The organism is Streptomyces sp. NPDC058741 (assembly GCF_042746715.1).
Lineage (GTDB): Bacteria > Actinomycetota > Actinomycetes > Streptomycetales > Streptomycetaceae > Streptomyces.
Map to the genome: position 1 here is coordinate 1 of NZ_JBHYQH010000013.1, position 18804 is coordinate 18804.

An 18804-nucleotide genomic window follows, 5' to 3' on the forward strand; every position below is an offset into this window, starting at 1 on the left:
CTCTCCGCGCCGCCGGTCGAGGAGGTCAAGGTCGGCATCCAGATCCTGGAGTCGCTGAACCTCAAGCAGCGCGGCCTGGAGATCGTCTCCTGCCCGTCCTGCGGCCGCGCCCAGGTCGACGTCTACAAGCTGGCCGAAGAGGTCACCGCCGGCCTGACCGGCATGGAGGTCCCGCTGCGCGTCGCCGTCATGGGCTGCGTCGTCAACGGCCCCGGCGAGGCCCGCGAGGCCGACCTCGGCGTCGCCTCCGGCAACGGCAAGGGCCAGATCTTCGTCAAGGGCGAGGTCATCAGGACCGTCCCCGAGTCCGAGATCGTCGAGACGCTCATCGAGGAGGCCATGAAGCTCGCCGAGCGGATGGAGCAGAACGGCGTGGGGCCGGGGGAGCCGGCCGTCACCGTGAGCTGAGCAGCACGGAAATGCGAAGGGGGCCCGAGCGTGACGACGCTGGAGAGCATCCGGGGACCACGCGACCTGAAGGCGCTGTCCGAGCCGGAACTGGAGGAACTGTCCGACGAGATCAGGGACTTCCTGGTGCACGCGGTCGCCAGGACCGGCGGCCACCTGGGACCCAACCTGGGCGTGGTCGAGCTGACCATCGCCCTGCACCGTGTCTTCGAGTCACCGGCCGACCGCATCCTGTGGGACACCGGCCACCAGTCCTACGTCCACAAACTGCTCACCGGACGCCAGGACTTCTCCAAGCTGCGCGGCAAGGGCGGCCTGTCCGGCTACCCCTCCCGTGAGGAGTCCGAGCACGACGTCATCGAGAACAGCCACGCCTCCACCGCGCTCGGCTGGGCCGACGGGCTCGCCAAGGCCCGCCAGGTGCTGGGGGAGAAGGGCCACGTCGTCGCGGTCGTGGGCGACGGCGCCCTCACCGGCGGCATGGCCTGGGAGGCCCTCAACGACATCGCGGCCGCCAGGAACCGCCCCCTGATCATCGTCGTCAACGACAACGAACGCTCCTACGCCCCGACCATCGGCGGCCTCGCCGACCACCTCGCGACCCTGCGCACCACGGACGGCTACGAGCGGGTCCTGGCCTGGGGCAAGGACGTGCTCCAGGCCACCCCCCTGGTCGGCAACGCCGTCTACGAGGCCCTGCACGGCGCGAAGAAGGGTTTCAAGGACGCGTTCGCCCCGCAGGGCCTGTTCGAGGACCTCGGCCTGAAGTACGTCGGCCCGATCGACGGGCACGACGTCGGGGCCGTGGAGTCCGCGCTGCGGCGGGCGAAGCGATTCCACGGGCCGGTCCTCGTCCACTGCCTCACGGAGAAGGGCCGCGGCTGCGGGCCCGCCCTCGCCCACGAGGAGGACCACTTCCACACCGTCGGCGTCCTGGACCCGCTGACCTGTGCACCACTCGCACCGGCCGGCGGCCCCACCTGGACCTCCGTGTTCGGCGACGAGATGGTGGCGATCGGCCAGGAGCGGGACGACGTGGTGGCGATCACCGCCGCCATGCTGCAGCCGGTCGGGCTCGGCAAGTTCGCCGAGCGGTTTCCCGACCGGGTCTGGGACGTCGGCCTCGCCGAGCAGCACGCTGCCGTGTCCGCGGCGGGCCTGGCGACCGGCGGACTGCACCCGGTCGTCGCCGTCTACGCCACCTTCCTCAACCGCGCCTTCGACCAGCTCCTGATGGACGTCGCCCTGCATCGCTGCGGGGTGACCTTCGTGCTGGACCGGGCCGGTGTCACCGGCGTCGACGGGCCCTCGCACAACGGCATGTGGGACCTGTTGGTGCTCCAGGTCGTGCCCGGCCTGCGGATCGCCGCGCCCCGGGACGCCGGCCAGCTGCGCGCCCAGCTGCGCGAGGCGGTCGCCGTCGACGACGCGCCGACCCTGGTGCGCTTCCCGAAGGAGCCGGTGGGGCCGGAGATCCCCGCCGTCGACCGCGTGGGCGGACTGGACGTGCTGCACCGTGCTCCCGAGCCGCGGGTGCTCCTGGTGGCCGTGGGTGTGATGGCGCCCGTCTGCCTCCGGGCCGCCGAACTGCTCGAAGCGCGCGGCATCGGGTGCACCGTCGCCGACCCCCGCTGGGTCAAGCCCGTCGACCCGGCGCTCCCCGGCCTCGCCGCGCGGCACGACCTGGTCGCCGTCGTCGAGGACAACAGCCGTGCGGCCGGGGTGGGTTCGGCCGTGGCGCTGGCCCTCGGCGACGCCGACGTCGACGTGCGGGTGCGGCGGTTCGGGATCCCGGAGCAGTTCCTCGCGCACGCCAAGCGCCCGGAGGTGCTCGCCGACATCGGCCTGACACCCGTCGAGATCGCCGGACGGATCAGCGCGAGCCTGACCGTCGGGCAGGAGTCGTCGAAGGAGCCGCAGGAATGACAACCGCCGAATCCGCGCCGGAGTCGTCGCAGGCCGGGGACTTCGACCTCGGCAGGCTGCTGGCCGAGCGCGGGGCCGAGCGCTACGAGCTGCACAGCCGGTACCTCAACCACCAGCTCCCGCGCATGCTGCACACCATCGGCTTCGACAAGGTCTACGAGCGCGCCGAGGGCGCCTACTTCTACGACGCGGACGGCAACGACTACCTGGACATGCTCGCCGGGTTCGGGGTGATGGGCCTCGGCCGCCACCACCCCGTCGTCCGCAAGGCCCTGCACGACGTCCTGGACGCGCACCTCGCCGACCTCACCCGGTTCGACTGCCAGCCGCTGCCCGGACTGCTGGCCGAGAAGCTGCTCGCGCACAGCCCGCACCTGGACCGGGTGTTCTTCGGCAACAGCGGCACCGAGGCCGTCGAGGGCGCCCTGAAGTTCGCCCGGTTCGTCACCGGCCGGCCCAGGATCCTGTACTGCGCGCACGCCTTCCACGGCCTGACCACCGGCTCCCTGTCCGTCAACGGCGAGCCGGGCTTCCGGGACGGCTTCGCCCCGCTGCTGCCCGACACGGCGGTGCCGCTCGGCGACCTCGACGCCCTGGAGAGGGAGCTGAGGAAGGGCGACGTCGCCGCCCTGATCGTCGAGCCGATCCAGGGCAAGGGCGTGCTGGAGGCCCCGCCCGGCTATCTGCGTGCCGCACAGGAACTGCTGCACCGGCACCGGGCGCTGCTCATCGCCGACGAGGTGCAGACGGGCCTCGGGCGGACCGGCGACTTCTACGCCTACCAGCACGAGGCGGGCGTCGAGCCCGACCTGGTGTGCGTGGCGAAGGCGCTGTCGGGCGGTTACGTACCGGTGGGCGCGACGATCGGCAAGGACTGGATCTTCAAGAAGGTCTACTCGTCCATGGACCGGGTGCTGGTCCACTCGGCGAGCTTCGGTTCCAACGCACAGGCCATGGCGGCCGGGCTCGCCGTGCTGTCCGTGATGGAGAACGAGCAGATCGTCGCGGGCGTCCGGGCCACCGGGGAGCGGCTGCGGTCCCGCCTTGCGGCGCTCGTGGACCGCTACGAGATGCTCGCCGAGGTCCGCGGGCGGGGACTGATGATCGGCGTCGAGTTCGGCCGGCCCGCGTCGCTGAAGCTGCGCGGCCGCTGGGCCATGCTCCAGGCCGCGCGCAAGGGACTCTTCGCGCAGATGGTCGTCGTGCCGTTGCTGCAGCGCCACCGCATCCTCACCCAGGTCTCGGGCGACCACATGGAGGTGATCAAGCTGATTCCGCCGCTGATCATCGGTGAGCGGGAGGCCGACCGCTTCGTCGACGCCTTCACGGCCGTGATGGACGACGCACACCACGGCGGGCTGGTGTGGGACTTCGGGAAGACGCTGGTCAAGCAGGCGGTCGCCAACCGCTGAGCTCGCCCCTCCGGTTTTTGCCTGAGAGGCAAGAAACTTGCCCGTGAGGCAAGGCCGGGGCTGAATGGAGGCATGAGCTCCTCCGAGATGGAGCCGCCCTCCGGGGCGGACCCGCCGGCCGGGCGGCCCGAGGGGCTGCCCGCCGTCGCGCCGCGGCTGCGGGCCCTGCGGCGCCAGGCCTCCCTGACCCTGGAGGCCGCGGCCCGCGCCGCGGGGCTGTCGCCCGCCCACCTGTCCCGCCTGGAGACCGGGCAGCGCCAGCCCTCGCTGCCGATGCTGCTCACGCTCGCCCGGGTCTACGGTACGACGGTCTCCGAACTGCTCGGCGAGACGGCCGCCGGCCGGGACGCCGTCGTGCGCTCCGCCGACATGGAACCGACCGCGGCCGGCGGCTGGACCTACTGGCAGGCCGGTGCCTCGGGGCGCGGTATGCAGGCCCTGCGGGTGCACGTCCCGTACGGCTCCCAGGGCGACGTGGTGCGCGTCCATCCCGGCGAGGAGTGGCTCCACGTGCTGCGCGGCCGGCTGCGGCTGCGCCTCGGCGACACCACGCACCGGCTGTCGCCGGGCGACAGCGCGCACTTCGACTCGCTGACCCCGCACCGCATCGCCGCCGAGGACCACGACGGCGTCGACCTGCTCTTCGTCCACACCCTGCTGCAGAGCCCCACGGCCGCCCTGTGCCTGGGCCACACCCCTGGAGACCCGTCATGAGCGACATCGAGGACAAGTTCCCGCGCGCCCTGTGGGTGCGGCTGTTCATCTACCTCGTCATGGGGCACGTCTTCGCGGCGTTCGTGTACTTCCTGTTCGAGGCGGGGAGCCGCTAGGTCCGCGACCCGGGCCCTCAGTCGAGGAGCCGCTCGCGCAGCCGTTCCCGGGTCTCCGGGGTGAGCCCCAGCCCCTGCTCCAGGTACACGTCGACACCGCCCCACGTCTCCTCGATGGTCTCGAAGGCCGTCGTCAGGTACTCGGCACGGGCGTCGAAGAGGGGGCTGAGCAGCTCCATCACCTCGGGGGAGTAGGCCGAGGCGTGCGAGCTGCTGCGGTGCACCTTGTAGCGGCGGTGCTTGGCGTTGGACTTCAGGTAGTCGTCGACGATCGCGTCGCGCTCCACGCCCACCGCGAGCAGCGTCACCGCCACGGACAGGCCCGCGCGGTCCTTGCCCGCCGCGCAGTGCATCAGCACCGGCACGCTGTCCTCCGCGAGCGCGTGCAGCACGTGGGAGTGCTCTGCCGTGCGCTCCTTGATGATCATGCGGTAGGAGGCGATCATCCGGGCCGCGCCCTTGCCGTCCGCGAGGATCGAGCGCAGCTGGTCCAGGTCGCCGTCGCGGACCATCTTCCAGAACTCGGCGCCGTCGGCCGGGTCGCTCAGCGGCAGGTTCACATTGCGCACGCCGGGCAGCGCGACGTCCGGACCTTCCAGCTTCTGGTCGGCCGCGTTGCGGAAGTCGAAGATCGTGTGCAGGCCCAGGGTGGTGAGGAAGGCGGCGTCCTCACCGGTCGCGTGCGCCAGGTGACCGCTGCGGTACAGCACGCCCTGCCGGACCCGCCGCCCGTCCACGGTCGGCAGTCCGCCCACATCGCGGAAGTTGCGCACTCCGGCCAGCTGGGGCTCGGTCGACGGGACCTGCTGCGTCACGGGGGCTCCTCCCATTCGGCGCCGCCGCCGCGGCTCGGCGGCGGGCACCACTCGACGATACGACATGCCTGCCTGGGTGCTCCCGGGTCCGGCCGGCAGCTTGAGCTGCTGCGCTTCGGCGGAGTCGGGCTCGCCGTCACGCCGCACCACCCGGACGCCCTCGGCCGCCGATGCCGTCGGGCGCGGAGTGAGCCTGGACGACCGGGGACCGGCCGTCGACTCCTCCCGGACACGGACCGGGACCGAACGCCTTGAAACGGGCTAAGTTCACCGAGGGGGCGTACTGCTCCATCGCGGACTGCGGGTCGGCGCGCGCGGTGACCTCCACGCCATTCTCATCCGGCTTGAGGTGAAGTGGCCCTTCTGTCCGAATGAGGAGCTTCGGTTGCTTCACCACAACCTGCCCCGATCGCGCAGGAGATGGGAGTGAGGTGCGTGACCATCGTCATATCCGTGACGATGTGTTGTCGTCATGTACACGTAATACTGTTGTGGAACAAGGCTTTTGAGGAAGAGTGAAGATCCTTAACTGACGCTCGGTGACGGCGAACACGGCGACGCGTCAAGGGAAAAGGCCGTCACGCGGAACCGCAAGCTTGTCCGGTCGCGTCCTGGTCGCTTACGTTCCACACCAATCCGGACGGACGCCCAATCCTGCCGCCGCCCGGAGCCCGCACCCACTGACCCGTGTACGGCAGGAGCGGGGGACCCACAGGTAAGACGCCTGTTCCGGTTCCCGGAACGGCTTGGGGTTAAGCCGCGCCTCGGCGCGGCCGGGCATCTCCAGTCCGAACCCGACAGCTCACCTCGTAGGCGCCGGAGAGGAATTCGCCATGCCCGCGAAGGGTAAGCACCGTCGTCCGAAAACCCAGCGTTTCACCCGCTCCCTCGCCGTCGCCGGAACCGGCGGCGCCGCTCTCGCCCTCCCGCTCATGGGGGCCGCCGGCGCCCACGCCGCCACCCCGCAGTCGGCTCCGGAAAAGGCCGTCCAGTCCGCTCCGGCCACCGGCAAGCAGACCACCGAGAAGGCCGCGACCGCCCGCACGTACACCGTGAAGGCCGGCGACTACCTCGCGAAGATCGCCGACGACCAGAACGTCAGAGGCGGCTGGAAGAAGCTCTACTCGGACAACCGCGACGCCGTGGGTGACGACCCGTCGCTGATCCACCCGGGCCTGAAGCTGTCGATCGGCAGGAAGACGGCGAGCGCGCCGAAGACCGAGTCGTCCGCGCCGAAGGCGTCGGCGGAGAAGCCGGCGAAGAAGTCGTCCGCCGCTCAGTCGTCCACCCGGGCCGGCACCGCCGCGAAGCCCGCCGCCGCCAAGCCGGCCGCCGACAGCAACGCCAGTGGCTACAGCGCCCCGGTGGACGGTGCCACCGTCGGTACGCCGTACCGCATGTCCGGCAGCATGTGGTCCAGCGGCTACCACACCGGCGTCGACTTCGTCGTCCCCACCGGCACCTCTCTCAAGGCCGTCGGCGCGGGCACGGTCGTCTCCGCCGGCTGGGGCGGCGCGTACGGCAACCAGGTCGTCCTCAGGCTCGCCGACGGCGGCTACGCCCAGTACGCCCACCTGTCCCAGCTCTCCGTCTCGGCCGGCCAGAGCGTGACCGCCGGGCAGCAGGTCGGCCTCTCCGGCGCGACCGGCAACGTCACCGGACCGCACCTGCACTTCGAGATCCGCACCACGCCGGACTACGGCTCGGACGTGGACCCGGTCGCCTACCTGCGCTCGCACGGCGTCTCCGTCGGCTGAGGGGCCGTACGAACCCGACCTGCCCGACCCGCGCACCGAAGGCCGGACCCCGATCCCCGGGTCCGGCCTTCGGCCCGTCCCCAACACCCCTGCCGAGATGTGTATTCCGGAGTTGGCGAACCCTTGGGAAGTGGCTTATCTCACCGACCGTCAACCCCTCCCTACGGTCGCGTAGGTCACATTCCACGGTGAATCATGAACGGCTGTGGCAGACGATTCGAAGAGTGACGACAAAGCAGTGATCGGGTCGTACGTGGCGGTGGGGGACAGCTTCACCGAGGGCGTGGGCGACCCCGGCCCCGACGGGGCGTTCGTCGGCTGGGCCGACCGGTTCGCCGTCCTGCTCGCCGACCGCCGGCCCGAAGGCGACTTCCGGTACACGAACCTCGCCGTGCGCGGGAAGCTCCTCGACCAGATCGTGGCGGACCAGGTGCCGCGGGCCATCGACATGGCCCCGGACCTCGTCTCGTTCTGCGCCGGGGGCAACGACATCATCCGGCCCGGCACCGACCCGGACGAGGTGGCCGAGCGCTTCGAGCGGGCCCTCGCCCCGCTCGTCGCCGCGGCCGGCACGGTCCTGGTGACGACCGGGTTCGACACGCGCGGCGTGCCCGTGCTGAAGCATCTGCGCGGCAAGATCGCCACCTACAACGGGCATGTCCGGGCCATCGCCGACCGGTACGGCTGTCCGGTGCTCGACCTGTGGGCCCTGCGCAGTGTGCGCGACCGCAGGGCCTGGGACGCCGACCGGCTGCACCTGTCGCCCGAGGGGCACACGCGCGTCGCGCTCCGCGCGGGCCAGGTGCTCGGACTCGAGGTGCCGGCCGATCCCGAGCAGGCGTGGCCCCCGCTGCCGCCGCGCGGCACACTCGAGGTCCGGCGCGACGACGTGCACTGGGCCCGGCAGTTCCTTGCCCCGTGGATCGGGCGGAGGTTGCGCGGGGAGTCGTCGGGCGACCATGTGACGGCGAAGGGCGCGCTGTCGCCGGACGACATCAGGATGCGGATCGAGGCGGTGGCGTAGCGCCTGCCGGCTCGGGGGCGGTGCCTTCGGCGGTCCGCGGCCGGTTCGGCGGGAGTGCGCGCAGAGCCTTGCGGCGGTGAGCGCAGGGCCTGTCCGGCAACCGCGGGCACCCGCCTGCCGCAGGCGCGCTCACGGCTCGACCCCGAGTTCCCGCGCCAGCGCCTCCTGCGCCCACTGCTGCGCCCGCGCCTTGGGCAGCGACCCCGGGTACGACGTCACTTGGACGGCGAGGCCGTCCAGGAAGGCGGTGAGGCGGAGGGCCGCGGTGCGGGGGTCCCGGCAGCGGAACTCCCCGGCCGCGACGCCCTCCGCGATGACTTCGGCCAGGGCCGCTTTCCACCGGCGGTCGAGTTCCTGGGCGACCTCCCGCAGCGCGGGCTCGCTCGCGCAGGGCGGCCGCCCAGCCCTCGATCCACAGCCGCCAGCCCTCGGCCCGGCCGGTCGGGGCTTACCACCGGACCGCCGACCGCAACCGGCGCAGCGCCGAGGTGCGGCGGCCGAGGAGCTTGCGCAGCTGTGCGAGGTCGCCGTCGGCCGCGTGCCGGAAGGCGGCGGCGACCAGGTGCTCCCTGGTGGAGAAGTGGTGGAGCACCAGCGCGTTGCTCACCCCGAGCGCCGAGGCCACGTCGGAGATCCGCACCGCCGCCACACCCCGGGCCTCGATCTGCTCGACGGCGGCCCGCAGCAGCTCGCCACGCCGTTCCACCACGGTCAACCGGACTCTCGTCACGCCGTCACCCTACCCACGCCCCCGCGGCGCGCGGATCCGGCCGCCGCCGTCTCAGCGGTACCAGCCGAAGCGTTCCGCCATCACCGGGAGCCGCTCCGCCGCGATCGCGTGCGCGGCGGCCCGCGGGGACGTCCCGTCCGCCTGCGCGCGCGTCAGCATCCGCCCGACCAGGGCCCGCACGGAGCGGCGCGTGTGCGCGAACGCCTCCTCGGCGTCGGGGCCGATGTCCCCGAACAGGGTCCACCACCACCAGGCGTTCGTCCCGGAGTTGACGATGACGTCCGGCAGCACGGTCACGCCGCGCGCGGCCAGCAGCGGCTCCGCCTCAGGCACCACCGGCATGTTGGCCGCCTCGACCACCCAACGGGCGGTGACGCGCTCCTGGTTTCCCGCGTCGATCGCGTACGACACCGCCGCCGGCACGAGGACCTCCGCGTCCGCCGACAGCCAGGCGTCACCCGGCAGTTGGAGGTCGCCGGGGCGCAGCGCGGAGCGGTCGACGGTGCCGTGCGGGTCCCGGGCGGCGAGGAGCGCCTCGACGTCGAGGCCCGCCGGGTTGGCGATCGTGCCCTTGAGGTCGGCGACCGCCACGACCGTGAGACCCGCGCGCGCGAGGAACCGCGCGGTCGCCCCGCCCATGGTGCCGAACCCCTGGAGCGCGACCCGCGTCCCCGCGTACGGCACTTCCGCGCGGTCCAGCGCGGTGAGGGCCGCCTCGGCGACGCCGCAGCCGCCGGCCAGCTCGTCGAGTCCGATGCCGTCCACCTCGACGGCGAAGGCGTCGGCGAGCCGCCGCCTGGCCGCGGCCCCGTCGTCCAGGAGCGGGTACACCGCCTGGATCGAGGAGACCAGCCCCGCCTCTGCGGCGGCCCGGTCGATCAGGTCCTGGGAGAGCCCGAGGTCCTCGCCCGTCGTCCAGCAGCTCTCGACGTAGGGCCGCATGGCGCGCAGGTAGCGCACCAGCAGCGGGTACGCCCCCGGGTCGCGCGGGTCGCAGTCGATGCCTCCCTTGGCGCCGCCGAGCGGGACGTAGCGCGCGGCCGGGTCGAAGTGGAGGGCCTCCTTCAGGGTCATGCCGCGGGCCAGGCCGGTCACCTCGTCCAGGGTGCAGCCGGGGCGCATCCGCAGCCCGCCGCTGGCGACGCCGCGTACCAGCCGGTCGACGACCAGATGGCCCTGCCGGCCGGTGACGTGGTCGGTCCAGGTGAGGGACAGCAGGGGACTGGTCACGGGGCTCCTTCGCCGGATCACTGAATTGCCGATCGGTATCGCGCCGGGTGGTGGGGGTGTGCCCGGGTGATGCCGCGGAGGCGGACCATAATGGAAAACCTGACCGACTCCACCGGGAGGTACCGTGGCCGGCTTCCGTTCCCTGAACCCCGGGCTCCGCGCACTGCGGCCCGAAGCGTTCGGCGCGGACCCGAGCGGTGAGCGCATGGCGCGGATCCGCAGATCGCCCCACTTCAAGGACGGTGTCTTCCAGAACCCCGGCGGTCCCGCACGGACCCGGCCCTCGGGCTCGACCCTGGACTTCGCGAAGGCCTTCCTCGACAAGGACACCCGGCCCCGGCGCGCCCCGAAGGGCCCGGTGCCGCTGCACGCCACCACCCTCGCCGACCTCGCCCGGCCCCCGGCCACCGGACTGCGGCTGACCTGGACCGGGCACTCCAGCGTGCTGGCCGAGATCGACGGCAGGCGTGTGCTGTTCGACCCGGTGTGGGGCGAGCGCTGCTCCCCCTTCTCCTTCGTGGGGCCCCGGCGGCTGCACCCGGTCCCCGTGCCGCTGGCCGCGCTCGGCCCGGTCGACGTGGTGGTCATCTCGCACGACCACTACGACCACCTGGACCTGCCCAGCATCAAGGTCCTGGCCGGCACGGACACCCTGTTCGCGGTGCCGCTCGGCGTCGGGGCGCACCTGGAGCGCTGGGGGGTGGCCGGGAACCGGCTGCGCGAGCTGGACTGGCACGAGTCCACGAAGGTCGGCGGCCTCACCCTCACCGCCACCCCGGCCCGGCACTTCTGCGGCCGCGGGCTGCGCAACACCCAGCACACCCTGTGGGCCTCCTGGGCCGTCGCCGGGGACGAGCACCGGATCTACCACAGCGGCGACACGGGCTACTTCGACGGTTTCCGGGACATCGGCGCCGACCACGGCCCGTTCGACGCGACGATGATCCAGATCGGCGCGTACTCGGACTTCTGGCCCGACATCCACATGACCCCCGAGGAGGGCATGCGCGCCCACCTCGACCTCCAGGGGGGACCGGAGCACGGGCTGATGCTGCCCATCCACTGGGCCACCTTCAACCTCGCCACGCACCCCTGGGCGGAGCCCGGCGAGGGAACGATCGAGGCCGCCCGTTCGGCAGGTGCCCGGATCGCCCTGCCCCGGCCGGGCGAGCCGTTCGAGCCGACGTCCGCGACCGTCCCCTCCGAGCCGTGGTGGCGCGGGGTGGCGCTCGAAGTGCCGGGCGGTGGTGCGGCCGCCGAGGTCCTCACGGAGGCCGTGGTCAAGACAGCCACGGACGCGGCAGCCATGGCCCAGGCCCATACGGAGCGTGACCGCAAGGGGCGTGCGGCGGCGGGCTCCGGGGACCAGGAGTCGCTCCCGACGGGCTGACCCGGAGCGCGAGGCGGACCGACCGCGAGGGCCGGGGAGCGAGAGGCTCCCCGGCCCTCGCCGCAGGGTGTGACCGCTCCTGAACAGGTCTGATCGTTTCGTCGCTCTTCACGGCCGGATGTGTGGCGGGGTTATCGGTCTGTCGTACGAGAGCTCATACCAGAGCGGGACGCTCACCGTATGAGTTTGTCAACTGCCCACCGCACATGATGCGCTGGCGGCTACTGTCAGTGGCCGTCGGGAAGCAGGACGGATCAGGGAGCGGGGGCCGGCACGTGCGGGCGCAAGGCGGACGAGGGAGTCGACGCGACGGGGACCCCCACGGCCCGCGCGCCACCGACGGCGGCACGACCCCTCGGACCGGCCCCGCCGTGGCTCCCGGCTCCGGACGGCACCCGCACGCCGGCCGCACCGGCACCGGCCGGCAGCCGGACGGGTCCGGGGGGACGGCCCGGGACGCACGGAAGCGGCCGCGCGAACCCGGCCGCATCCCGGCGAACCCCTCCGGCAGCCAGGCCCGACGCACCAGTACGAGGACACCGATGTCGCACCTCCGCGCCCCGGCCGCCCGCGCAGACCGCCGTGAGGGCGGGCGGCACGGCCGGCCGCCCGCCCGCACCGCACCCGCGCTGCCCGAGACCCGCATACGGCCCCAGCTGCTGCGCATCGCCGTCCTGCCGCCCGTCGCCGTCGCGCTCAGCGGATGCGCCGCCGTCCTCTACGCGGTCCGCTCGGGCGGAGCCCGGCCCGGTCCTACGCTGTGGGCCGTGCTCGGCGGCGCCGTCTTCGTGACCCTCGTCGGCATCGCCGTCGCGGCGGTGGCGGCGGGCCGGGCGGCGCGGTCCGTACGCGACCGGATCGGCGTCCTGCGCCGCGCCACCGCACGCCGCGAGGCCGACCTGCGCACCCTGGTCGAGACGCTGCGCCGCGGCGACGGCCCCCCGCAGCCCGCCCCGCCCGGCCGGCCCGGTGGCCCCGCCCGGGACGGCGACCAGTTCGACCTCCTGGGCGCCGACCTGGCCCGTGCGCACGACGGCGCCGTCACCGCCGTCCTGCAGGCCTCGCAACTGTCCAGCCAGACGGGCAGCGAACAGAAGCTCGAGGTCTTCGTCAACCTCGCCCGGCGCCTGCAGTCACTCGTCCACCGTGAGATCTCCCTCCTCGACGAGCTGGAGAACGAGATCGAGGACCCCGAGCTGCTCAAGGGGCTCTTCCACGTCGACCATCTCGCCACCCGCATCCGCCGCCACGCCGAGAACCTACTCGTGCTCGGCGGTGCCGTCTCCCGGAGGCAGTGGAGCAACCCGGTCTCCATGACCGAGGTGGTGCGGTCGGCCATCGCCGAGGTCGAGCAGTACCCGCGCGTGAAACTCGTCCCGCCCATCGACGGCACCCTGCGCGGCCATGCCGTCGCCGACGTCATCCACCTGCTGGCCGAACTCGTCGAGAACGCCACGGTGTTCTCCGCCCCGCACACCCAGGTGCTGCTCCGCGTCGGCCTCGTCACCTCCGGGCTCGCCGTGGAGGTCGAGGACCGCGGACTCGGCCTGCCCGCCGAGGAGCAGACGCGGATGAACGCCATGCTCGCCGACCCGGACCAGGTGAACGTCGGCCGGCTCCTCGCGGACGGCCGTATCGGGCTGTTCGTCGTCTCGCAACTGGCCCGGCGGCACGGCATCACCGTCCGGCTGCAGAGCAACATCTACGGCGGTGTGCAGGCGGTGCTGGTCGTGCCGCCGGCCCTGCTGGGGCCGGAGACCGGGTCGGGCACGCGCACGGGCACGGGGCAGGACGAGCGGGCCGCGGGCGGCACGGGGCCGGGAATCCAGGCCGCCCGCGTGCTCCCCGCCGGGCTGACGACGATCCCGGGGAGCACGGTCGCGCCGCCGTCCCCGTCCGGGCCCGCGTCCGGTTCACGGCTGCCCGTCCCGCCCGCCTCCGGCGCACGCCACGCCGCGCCGCCCGCGACGCCCCCCGCACCGGGCACCCGCAGCGGCCGACCCGCCCCGCTGCCCGTGCGCGGGGCCCGCCATGAACGGCCCACCCCGGCCGAGGCGCGGCCCGGCATCAGCCCCGACGACCGGTGCGTCCTCGAAGGGAACGGGACCGCACCGCCCACCCCCCGCAACGGCGCCGTGCGCGGCACCATGGGCAAGCCCGGACTGCCCCGCCGACGTGCCCAGGAGCACATCGCACCTCAGCTGCGCGACGGTCCCCTGCCGCGCCCGGACGCCGACCAGCCGGTCGGCCACGACCCCGGCCTGATAGCGGCCTTCCAGCGCGGCATCAGCCTCGCCCAGACCCGGCAGCACCGGGAGACCGGGGCTTTGGAGTCCCGCCCCGGGCTCCGGCGTGCGGAGGCCGGGCCCATGGAGTCCCGCCCCGGGCTCCGGCGCGCGGAGACCGGGCCTATGGAGCCCTCCTCCATGGGCTCCGCCGCTATGGGCTCTGCCTCCACGGACTCCGCCTCCATGGACTCCGCCCACAGCGACCCCGTCGTCGTGCAGCCGGTCTCCTTCGAGCCGCTCCCCACGGGTCTGCCCTCACCGGCCCTCCCGCCCCGCGGAGACGCCACGGGGCTGCCCGAGGCAGGCGGCACGCACGGCGGCGCGGCCGCGTCCCGCCCCGACCACACCGCCACCCGGCACGACGGGACCTCACCCGCCGGATGACCTCCCTCGTTCCCACCCCCACTCCCAGCCCTCCAGCAGACCTTCGTACCCCAAGGAGTCGATCCACCATGGCGAGCGATGCGCCGACCGCCCATGTATCCGACCTCGACTGGCTGATGACCGGCCTCGTACAGCGCGTGCCGCACACGACCGCAGCCGTGCTGCTGTCCTGCGACGGGCTCGTGAAGTCCGTGCACGGCCTCGACCCGGACAGCGCCGACCACATGGCCGCCCTGGCATCCGGCCTGTACTCCCTCGGCCGCAGCGCCGGTGCCCGCTTCGGCGACAGCGGCGACGTACGTCAGGTGGTGGTCGAACTCGCCTCGACCCTCCTGTTCGTCACCACCGCCGGCTCCGGCACCTGCCTGGCCGTGCTGGCCGGCCGCGAGGCCGACGCGGCGGTGCTCGGCTACGAGATGGCGATGCTGGTCAAGAGCGTCCGACCGTACCTGGTGACCGCTCCCCGGCAGTCCGTCGAATCCCCGGCGACGAGGTCTTGAGCGTGACGGCGGCCGGTGACGGGCCCTGGCTCGACGACGCGGCCGGGCGGCTGGTGCGCCCGTTCACGGTCAGCGACGGCCGCACCCGTCCGACCGTCGCGCTCGACCTCGTGTCGCAGGTGATGGCCACCGGGGCGACCCCTCTCGGCTACCTCGGCCCCGAGCACGCGCAGGCGCTCGACCTGTGCCGCGCGCCCGTCCCGGTCGCCGAGGTGGCCGCCCATCTGAAACTGCCGGTGGCCGTCACCAAGGTGCTGCTGGCGGACCTCGTCGACTGCGGGACGCTGACCACCAAGCCCCCCGCGTTCCACCACAACCCGACGGACCGGGCCCTTCTGGAGGCAGTGCTCGATGGACTACGACGGCAGCCCTGACCACGCCGGCCGGCCGGGCCGCGGCGCCGATCCGTTCCCCACCGCGACGTAGATCCTGGTGGCGGGCGGGTTCGGCGTGGGCAGGACGACCTTCGTCGGCGCGGTCAGCGAGATCGCGCCGCTCAGCACGGAGGAGCTGCTCACGACGGTCAGCGCCGCGACCGACGACCTCGACGGCATCGAGAACAAGATCGAGACGACCGTGGCCATGGACTTCGGCCGCATCACCCTCGACCGGCACCACGTGCTGGCAAGGACCACGCCGCGCCGCTCGTCCTCCATCTGGAGGGGCGGGACGGCCCGCTGCCCCACGGACAGGCGGAGTTCTCGCGGTGACTTGTGGGGGCGTGAAGGAAAGCTGAGGCGGCGCTTAAGAAATCCTCGATGGACCGGGCCGCCGCCGTACGGCAGATTGCGGTGTGATCCCACTCCTCACCCGGCTCGGGGGCTCCTTCGGCGTGCCCGGAGCCGGAACTCACCCCCAGGAGCCGTAGCGGTGAAGGCGCTGGTCAAACAGAAGGCGGAGCCCGGACTCCGGCTCGCGGACGTCCCCGAGCCGGTCATCGGGCCCGGCGACGTGCTGATCAAGGTGCTGCGCACCGGCATCTGCGGCACGGACCTGCACATCCGCGCCTGGGACGGCTGGGCGCAGCAGGCGATCCGCACCCCGCTGGTGCTCGGCCACGAGTTCGTCGGCGAGGTCGTCGAGACCGGGCGCGACGTCGGCGACATCGACGTCGGCGACCGGGTCAGCGGAGAGGGCCACCTGGTGTGCGGCAAGTGCCGCAACTGCCTGGCGGGCCGCCGCCACCTGTGCCGGGCCACCGTCGGACTGGGCGTCGGCCGCGACGGTGCGTTCGCCGAGTACGTCGCCCTGCCCGCCGGCAACGTCTGGGTGCACCGGGTGCCCGTCGACCTGGACGTGGCCGCCATCTTCGACCCGTTCGGCAACGCCGTCCACACCGCGCTGTCGTTCCCGCTCGTCGGCGAGGACGTCCTGGTCACCGGCGCCGGCCCCATCGGCCTGATGGCCGCCGCAGTGGCCCGGCACGCCGGCGCCCGCAACGTCGTGATCACCGACGTCAGCGAGGAGCGGCTGGAGCTGGCCCGCAAGATCGGTGTGAGCCTGGCGCTCGACGTCTCCGGGGCCACCGTCGCCGACGGACAGCGCGTGCTGGGCCTGCGCGAGGGCTTCGACATCGGCCTGGAGATGTCCGGCCGCCCCGAGGCGCTGCGCGACATGATCGCCAACATGACGCACGGCGGCCGTATCGCGATGCTCGGCCTGCCCGCCGAGGAGTTCCCCGTCGACTGGGCCCGGATCGTCACCTCGATGATCACCCTCAAGGGCATCTACGGCCGGGAGATGTTCGAGACCTGGTACGCGATGTCGGTGCTGCTGGAAGGCGGCCTGGACCTCGCGCCCGTCATCACCGGCCGCTACGGCCACCTCGACTTCGAGGCGGCGTTCGAGGACGCGGCGAGCGGCCGCGGCGGCAAGGTCATCCTCGACTGGACCGCGTAACCCCCCTTCTCCGCGAGCATCTTCAGGAGCCTTCCCATGTTCGACTCCGTGCGCGACGACCTGCGCGCCGCCCTCGACGAGATCCGCGCCGCCGGACTGCACAAGCCCGAGCGCGTGATCGGCACCCCGCAGTCCGCCACCGTGAACGTCACCGCCGGCGGCCGCCCCGGCGAGGTCCTCAACTTCTGCGCCAACAACTACCTCGGTCTCGCCGACCACCCCGAGGTGATCGCCGCCGCCCACGAGGCCCTGGACCGCTGGGGCTACGGCATGGCCTCCGTCCGCTTCATCTGCGGCACGCAGGAGGTGCACAAGGAACTCGAGGCCAGGCTCTCGGCGTTCCTCGGCCAGGAGGACACGATCCTGTACTCCTCCTGCTTCGACGCCAACGGCGGTGTCTTCGAGACGCTGCTCGGCCCGGAGGACGCGGTCATCTCCGACGCCCTCAACCACGCGTCGATCATCGACGGCATCCGCCTGTCCAAGGCCCGCCGCCTGCGGTACGCCAACCGCGACCTCGCCGAACTGGAGGCGCGGCTGAAGGAGGCGTCCGACGCGCGCCGCCGCCTGATCGTCACCGACGGCGTCTTCTCCATGGACGGCTACGTGGCCCCGCTGGCGGAGATCTGCGACCTCGCCGACCGCTACGACGCCATGGTCATGGTCGACGACTCCCACGCCGTCGGCTTCGTGGGCCCCGGCGGACGCGGGACCCCCGAGCTGCACGGCGTGATGGACCGCGTCGACGTCATCACCGGCACCCTCGGCAAGGCCCTTGGCGGCGCCTCCGGAGGCTACGTCGCCGCCCGCGCCGAGATCGTCGCCCTGCTGCGCCAGCGCTCCCGGCCGTACCTGTTCTCCAACACCCTGGCCCCGGTGATCGCGGCGGCCTCCCTGAAGGTACTCGACCTGCTGGAGGAGGCGGACGACCTGCGCGTCCGGCTCGCCGAGAACACGGCCCTGTTCCGCGGCCGGATGACCGAGGAGGGCTTCGACGTCCTCCCCGGCGACCACCCCATCGCCCCGGTGATGATCGGGGACGCGGCGCAGGCCGGCCGCATGGCCGAACTCCTGCTGGAGCGCGGCGTGTACGTGATCGGCTTCTCCTACCCGGTCGTGCCGCAGGGCCAGGCCCGCATCCGCGTCCAGCTGTCGGCGGCGCACTCCGGGGACGACGTGAACCGCGCGGTGGACGCCTTCGTGTCGGCCCGGGCGGAGCTGGAGGCCGAAAACAGCCGATGACCTGAGAGAATCGGTTGCATGATCGAGGCGCGGCGGCTCCACATCCTCCGTGCGGTGGCCGACCACCGCACCGTGACGGCGGCTGCCGCCGCGCTGTACCTCACCCCCTCGGCCGTGTCCCAGCAGCTCGCCGCGCTGGAGCAGGAGACCGGCCACCGGCTCGTCGAGCGCGGCGCCAAGGGCGTGCGGCTCACCCCCGCCGGCGAGATCCTGCTCAACCACACCAACGCCGTCCTCGCCCAGCTGCAGCGGGCGGAGGCGGAGCTCGCCGCCTACAGCTCGGGAGCGGCCGGCACGGTCACGGTCGCCTCCTTCGCCACCGGCATCGCCCTGGTCGTGGCGCCCGCGGTGGCCCGCCTGGCCGACTCGGCGCCCGGCATACGCATCCGTGTCCAGGACGCCGAGGGCGACGCCAGCCTGCCGATGGTCCTGGACCGGCAGGTCGATGTCGCCGTCGCCGTCGAGTACCGGGGCGCCCCTCCCGCCGACGACCCGCGGCTGGCCCACGTACCGCTGTACGCGGAGCCCTTCGACGCGGTCGTGCCCGTCACCCACCGGCTGGCCGACGAGCCGGAGGTGCCGCTCGCGGAGCTCGCGAAGGACTCCTGGATCGGCCCCTACCCGGGCAACCCCTGCCATGACGTGGTCGTCCTGGCCTGCGAGAACGCAGGGTTCCAGCCCCGTGTGGAGCACTCCTCGGACGACTTCCGCGCGGTCGTGGCCCTCGCCTCGGCCGACGTGGGCGTGGCCCTGGTGCCGCGCTCGGCGCTGCGCGGCATGGACCTCACCGGCGTCGTCGTCCGCCCCGTCGACGGCACGGCCCCCACCCGGCGGGTCTTCGCCGCGGTACGGCGCGGATCCGAGGAGCACCCCCTGATCCGCCCCGTGCTGGACGCGCTGAGCGCGGCGGCCCGGGCCCAGCCGCTGCCGGGGTGAGCACTCCGTAACACGGGGGTCTCATATCAGGGA

The 18804-nt window shown here is 73.1% G+C and carries 17 protein-coding genes, 1 pseudogene and 1 riboswitch; of the genes and pseudogenes, 14 read left to right on the forward strand and 4 right to left on the reverse strand.

Going from position 1 to position 18804, the window contains the following annotated elements:
* The 5 genes from ACFW6P_RS13265 to ACFW6P_RS13285 all read left to right on the forward strand — a co-directional run.
* Positions 1–408: flavodoxin-dependent (E)-4-hydroxy-3-methylbut-2-enyl-diphosphate synthase (locus ACFW6P_RS13265; protein ID WP_386423675.1), on the forward strand; the 408-nt coding region annotated here is incomplete at its 5' end.
* 30 nt (positions 409–438) lie between these two features.
* Positions 439–2334, forward strand: coding sequence for a 1-deoxy-D-xylulose-5-phosphate synthase (gene dxs / locus ACFW6P_RS13270; RefSeq protein ID WP_386423676.1), 1896 nt, complete (start codon positions 439–441; stop codon positions 2332–2334).
* The gene (locus ACFW6P_RS13275) at positions 2331–3746 is read left to right on the forward strand and encodes an aspartate aminotransferase family protein (RefSeq protein WP_386359310.1); all 1416 of its coding nucleotides are present in this window, start codon (positions 2331–2333) and stop codon (positions 3744–3746) included. The genes dxs and ACFW6P_RS13275 overlap by 4 nt, the downstream gene beginning before the upstream one ends.
* Positions 3747–3818: 72 nt before the next feature.
* The gene (locus ACFW6P_RS13280) at positions 3819–4460 is read left to right on the forward strand and encodes a helix-turn-helix domain-containing protein (RefSeq protein ID WP_386359309.1); all 642 of its coding nucleotides are present in this window, start codon (positions 3819–3821) and stop codon (positions 4458–4460) included.
* Positions 4457–4576, forward strand: a complete 120-nt coding sequence (locus tag ACFW6P_RS13285) for a DUF6126 family protein (protein WP_386359308.1) — start codon at positions 4457–4459, stop codon at positions 4574–4576. The genes ACFW6P_RS13280 and ACFW6P_RS13285 overlap by 4 nt, the downstream gene beginning before the upstream one ends.
* A gap of 17 nt (positions 4577–4593) precedes the next feature.
* Here the strand turns inward: ACFW6P_RS13285 and ACFW6P_RS13290 are convergent, their stop codons facing one another.
* Positions 4594–5391 (reverse strand): tyrosine-protein phosphatase, encoded by a 798-nt coding sequence (locus ACFW6P_RS13290; protein ID WP_386359307.1) that lies wholly within the window; start codon positions 5389–5391, stop codon positions 4594–4596.
* A gap of 668 nt (positions 5392–6059) precedes the next feature.
* Positions 6060–6220, forward strand: a riboswitch (cyclic di-AMP (ydaO/yuaA leader).
* A 4-nt stretch (positions 6221–6224) separates the two neighbouring features.
* Between ACFW6P_RS13290 and ACFW6P_RS13295 the strand changes: the two genes are divergently transcribed.
* Both ACFW6P_RS13295 and ACFW6P_RS13300 read left to right on the forward strand, forming a co-directional pair.
* Complete coding sequence (locus ACFW6P_RS13295) at positions 6225–7148, forward strand: peptidoglycan DD-metalloendopeptidase family protein (protein ID WP_386359306.1); 924 nt, start codon at positions 6225–6227, stop codon at positions 7146–7148.
* Positions 7149–7386: 238 nt separating this feature from the next.
* Positions 7387–8172, forward strand: a complete 786-nt coding sequence (locus ACFW6P_RS13300; protein ID WP_386359315.1) for an SGNH/GDSL hydrolase family protein — start codon at positions 7387–7389, stop codon at positions 8170–8172.
* A gap of 129 nt (positions 8173–8301) precedes the next feature.
* On the opposite strand, the pseudogene ACFW6P_RS13305 reads toward ACFW6P_RS13300, so the two are convergent.
* Positions 8302–8902: pseudogene (locus tag ACFW6P_RS13305) on the reverse strand (TetR/AcrR family transcriptional regulator).
* A gap of 51 nt (positions 8903–8953) precedes the next feature.
* Complete coding sequence (locus ACFW6P_RS13310) at positions 8954–10132, reverse strand: Glu/Leu/Phe/Val dehydrogenase dimerization domain-containing protein (protein WP_386359305.1); 1179 nt, start codon at positions 10130–10132, stop codon at positions 8954–8956.
* A 124-nt stretch (positions 10133–10256) separates the two neighbouring features.
* Here ACFW6P_RS13310 and ACFW6P_RS13315 point away from each other — a divergent pair, with 124 nt between their 5' ends.
* The 4 genes from ACFW6P_RS13315 (at position 10257) to ACFW6P_RS13330 (ending at position 15068) form a co-directional block, all read left to right on the forward strand.
* The gene (locus ACFW6P_RS13315) at positions 10257–11522 is read left to right on the forward strand and encodes an MBL fold metallo-hydrolase (RefSeq protein WP_386359304.1); all 1266 of its coding nucleotides are present in this window, start codon (positions 10257–10259) and stop codon (positions 11520–11522) included.
* A gap of 542 nt (positions 11523–12064) precedes the next feature.
* Positions 12065–14194 (forward strand): ATP-binding protein, encoded by a 2130-nt coding sequence (locus ACFW6P_RS13320; RefSeq protein WP_386359303.1) that lies wholly within the window; start codon positions 12065–12067, stop codon positions 14192–14194.
* A gap of 68 nt (positions 14195–14262) precedes the next feature.
* A complete protein-coding gene (locus ACFW6P_RS13325) occupies positions 14263–14694 on the forward strand; it encodes a roadblock/LC7 domain-containing protein (protein WP_386359302.1) in 432 nt (143 codons plus the stop codon).
* Positions 14695–14696: 2 nt separating this feature from the next.
* Complete coding sequence (locus tag ACFW6P_RS13330) at positions 14697–15068, forward strand: DUF742 domain-containing protein (RefSeq protein ID WP_386359301.1); 372 nt, start codon at positions 14697–14699, stop codon at positions 15066–15068.
* Here ACFW6P_RS13330 and ACFW6P_RS13335 read toward each other — a convergent pair.
* The gene (locus ACFW6P_RS13335; protein WP_386359300.1) at positions 15051–15380 is read right to left on the reverse strand and encodes a hypothetical protein; all 330 of its coding nucleotides are present in this window, start codon (positions 15378–15380) and stop codon (positions 15051–15053) included. The two genes, ACFW6P_RS13330 and ACFW6P_RS13335, sit on opposite strands and share 18 nt — an antisense overlap.
* A gap of 184 nt (positions 15381–15564) precedes the next feature.
* Between ACFW6P_RS13335 and tdh the strand changes: the two genes are divergently transcribed.
* The 3 genes from tdh to ACFW6P_RS13350 are packed head-to-tail and all read left to right on the forward strand — an operon-like array spanning position 15565 to position 18771.
* Positions 15565–16593 (forward strand): L-threonine 3-dehydrogenase, encoded by a 1029-nt coding sequence (gene tdh / locus ACFW6P_RS13340; protein WP_386359299.1) that lies wholly within the window; start codon positions 15565–15567, stop codon positions 16591–16593.
* Between the two features lie 36 nt (positions 16594–16629).
* Positions 16630–17835 carry a glycine C-acetyltransferase gene (locus tag ACFW6P_RS13345; protein WP_386359298.1) on the forward strand — a complete coding sequence of 402 codons (1206 nt, stop codon included), beginning with the start codon at positions 16630–16632 and terminating at the stop codon, positions 17833–17835.
* Between the two features lie 18 nt (positions 17836–17853).
* Positions 17854–18771, forward strand: a complete 918-nt coding sequence (locus tag ACFW6P_RS13350) for a LysR family transcriptional regulator (protein ID WP_386423679.1) — start codon at positions 17854–17856, stop codon at positions 18769–18771.
* Positions 18772–18804 lie beyond the last annotated feature (33 nt).

Excerpts from the sequence above, each read along its gene's own strand:
- ACFW6P_RS13275 (WP_386359310.1), top strand. The coding sequence starts at position 2,331 with ATGACAACCGCCGAATCCGCGCCGGAGTCGTCGCAGGCCGGGGACTTC.
- ACFW6P_RS13280 (WP_386359309.1), top strand. The coding sequence starts at position 3,819 with ATGAGCTCCTCCGAGATGGAGCCGCCCTCCGGGGCGGACCCGCCGGCC.
- ACFW6P_RS13285 (WP_386359308.1), top strand. The coding sequence starts at position 4,457 with ATGAGCGACATCGAGGACAAGTTCCCGCGCGCCCTGTGGGTGCGGCTG.
- ACFW6P_RS13295 (WP_386359306.1), top strand. The coding sequence starts at position 6,225 with ATGCCCGCGAAGGGTAAGCACCGTCGTCCGAAAACCCAGCGTTTCACC.
- ACFW6P_RS13320 (WP_386359303.1), top strand. The coding sequence starts at position 12,065 with ATGTCGCACCTCCGCGCCCCGGCCGCCCGCGCAGACCGCCGTGAGGGC.
- ACFW6P_RS13325 (WP_386359302.1), top strand. The coding sequence starts at position 14,263 with ATGGCGAGCGATGCGCCGACCGCCCATGTATCCGACCTCGACTGGCTG.
- ACFW6P_RS13345 (WP_386359298.1), top strand. The coding sequence starts at position 16,630 with ATGTTCGACTCCGTGCGCGACGACCTGCGCGCCGCCCTCGACGAGATC.
- ACFW6P_RS13350 (WP_386423679.1), top strand. The coding sequence starts at position 17,854 with ATGATCGAGGCGCGGCGGCTCCACATCCTCCGTGCGGTGGCCGACCAC.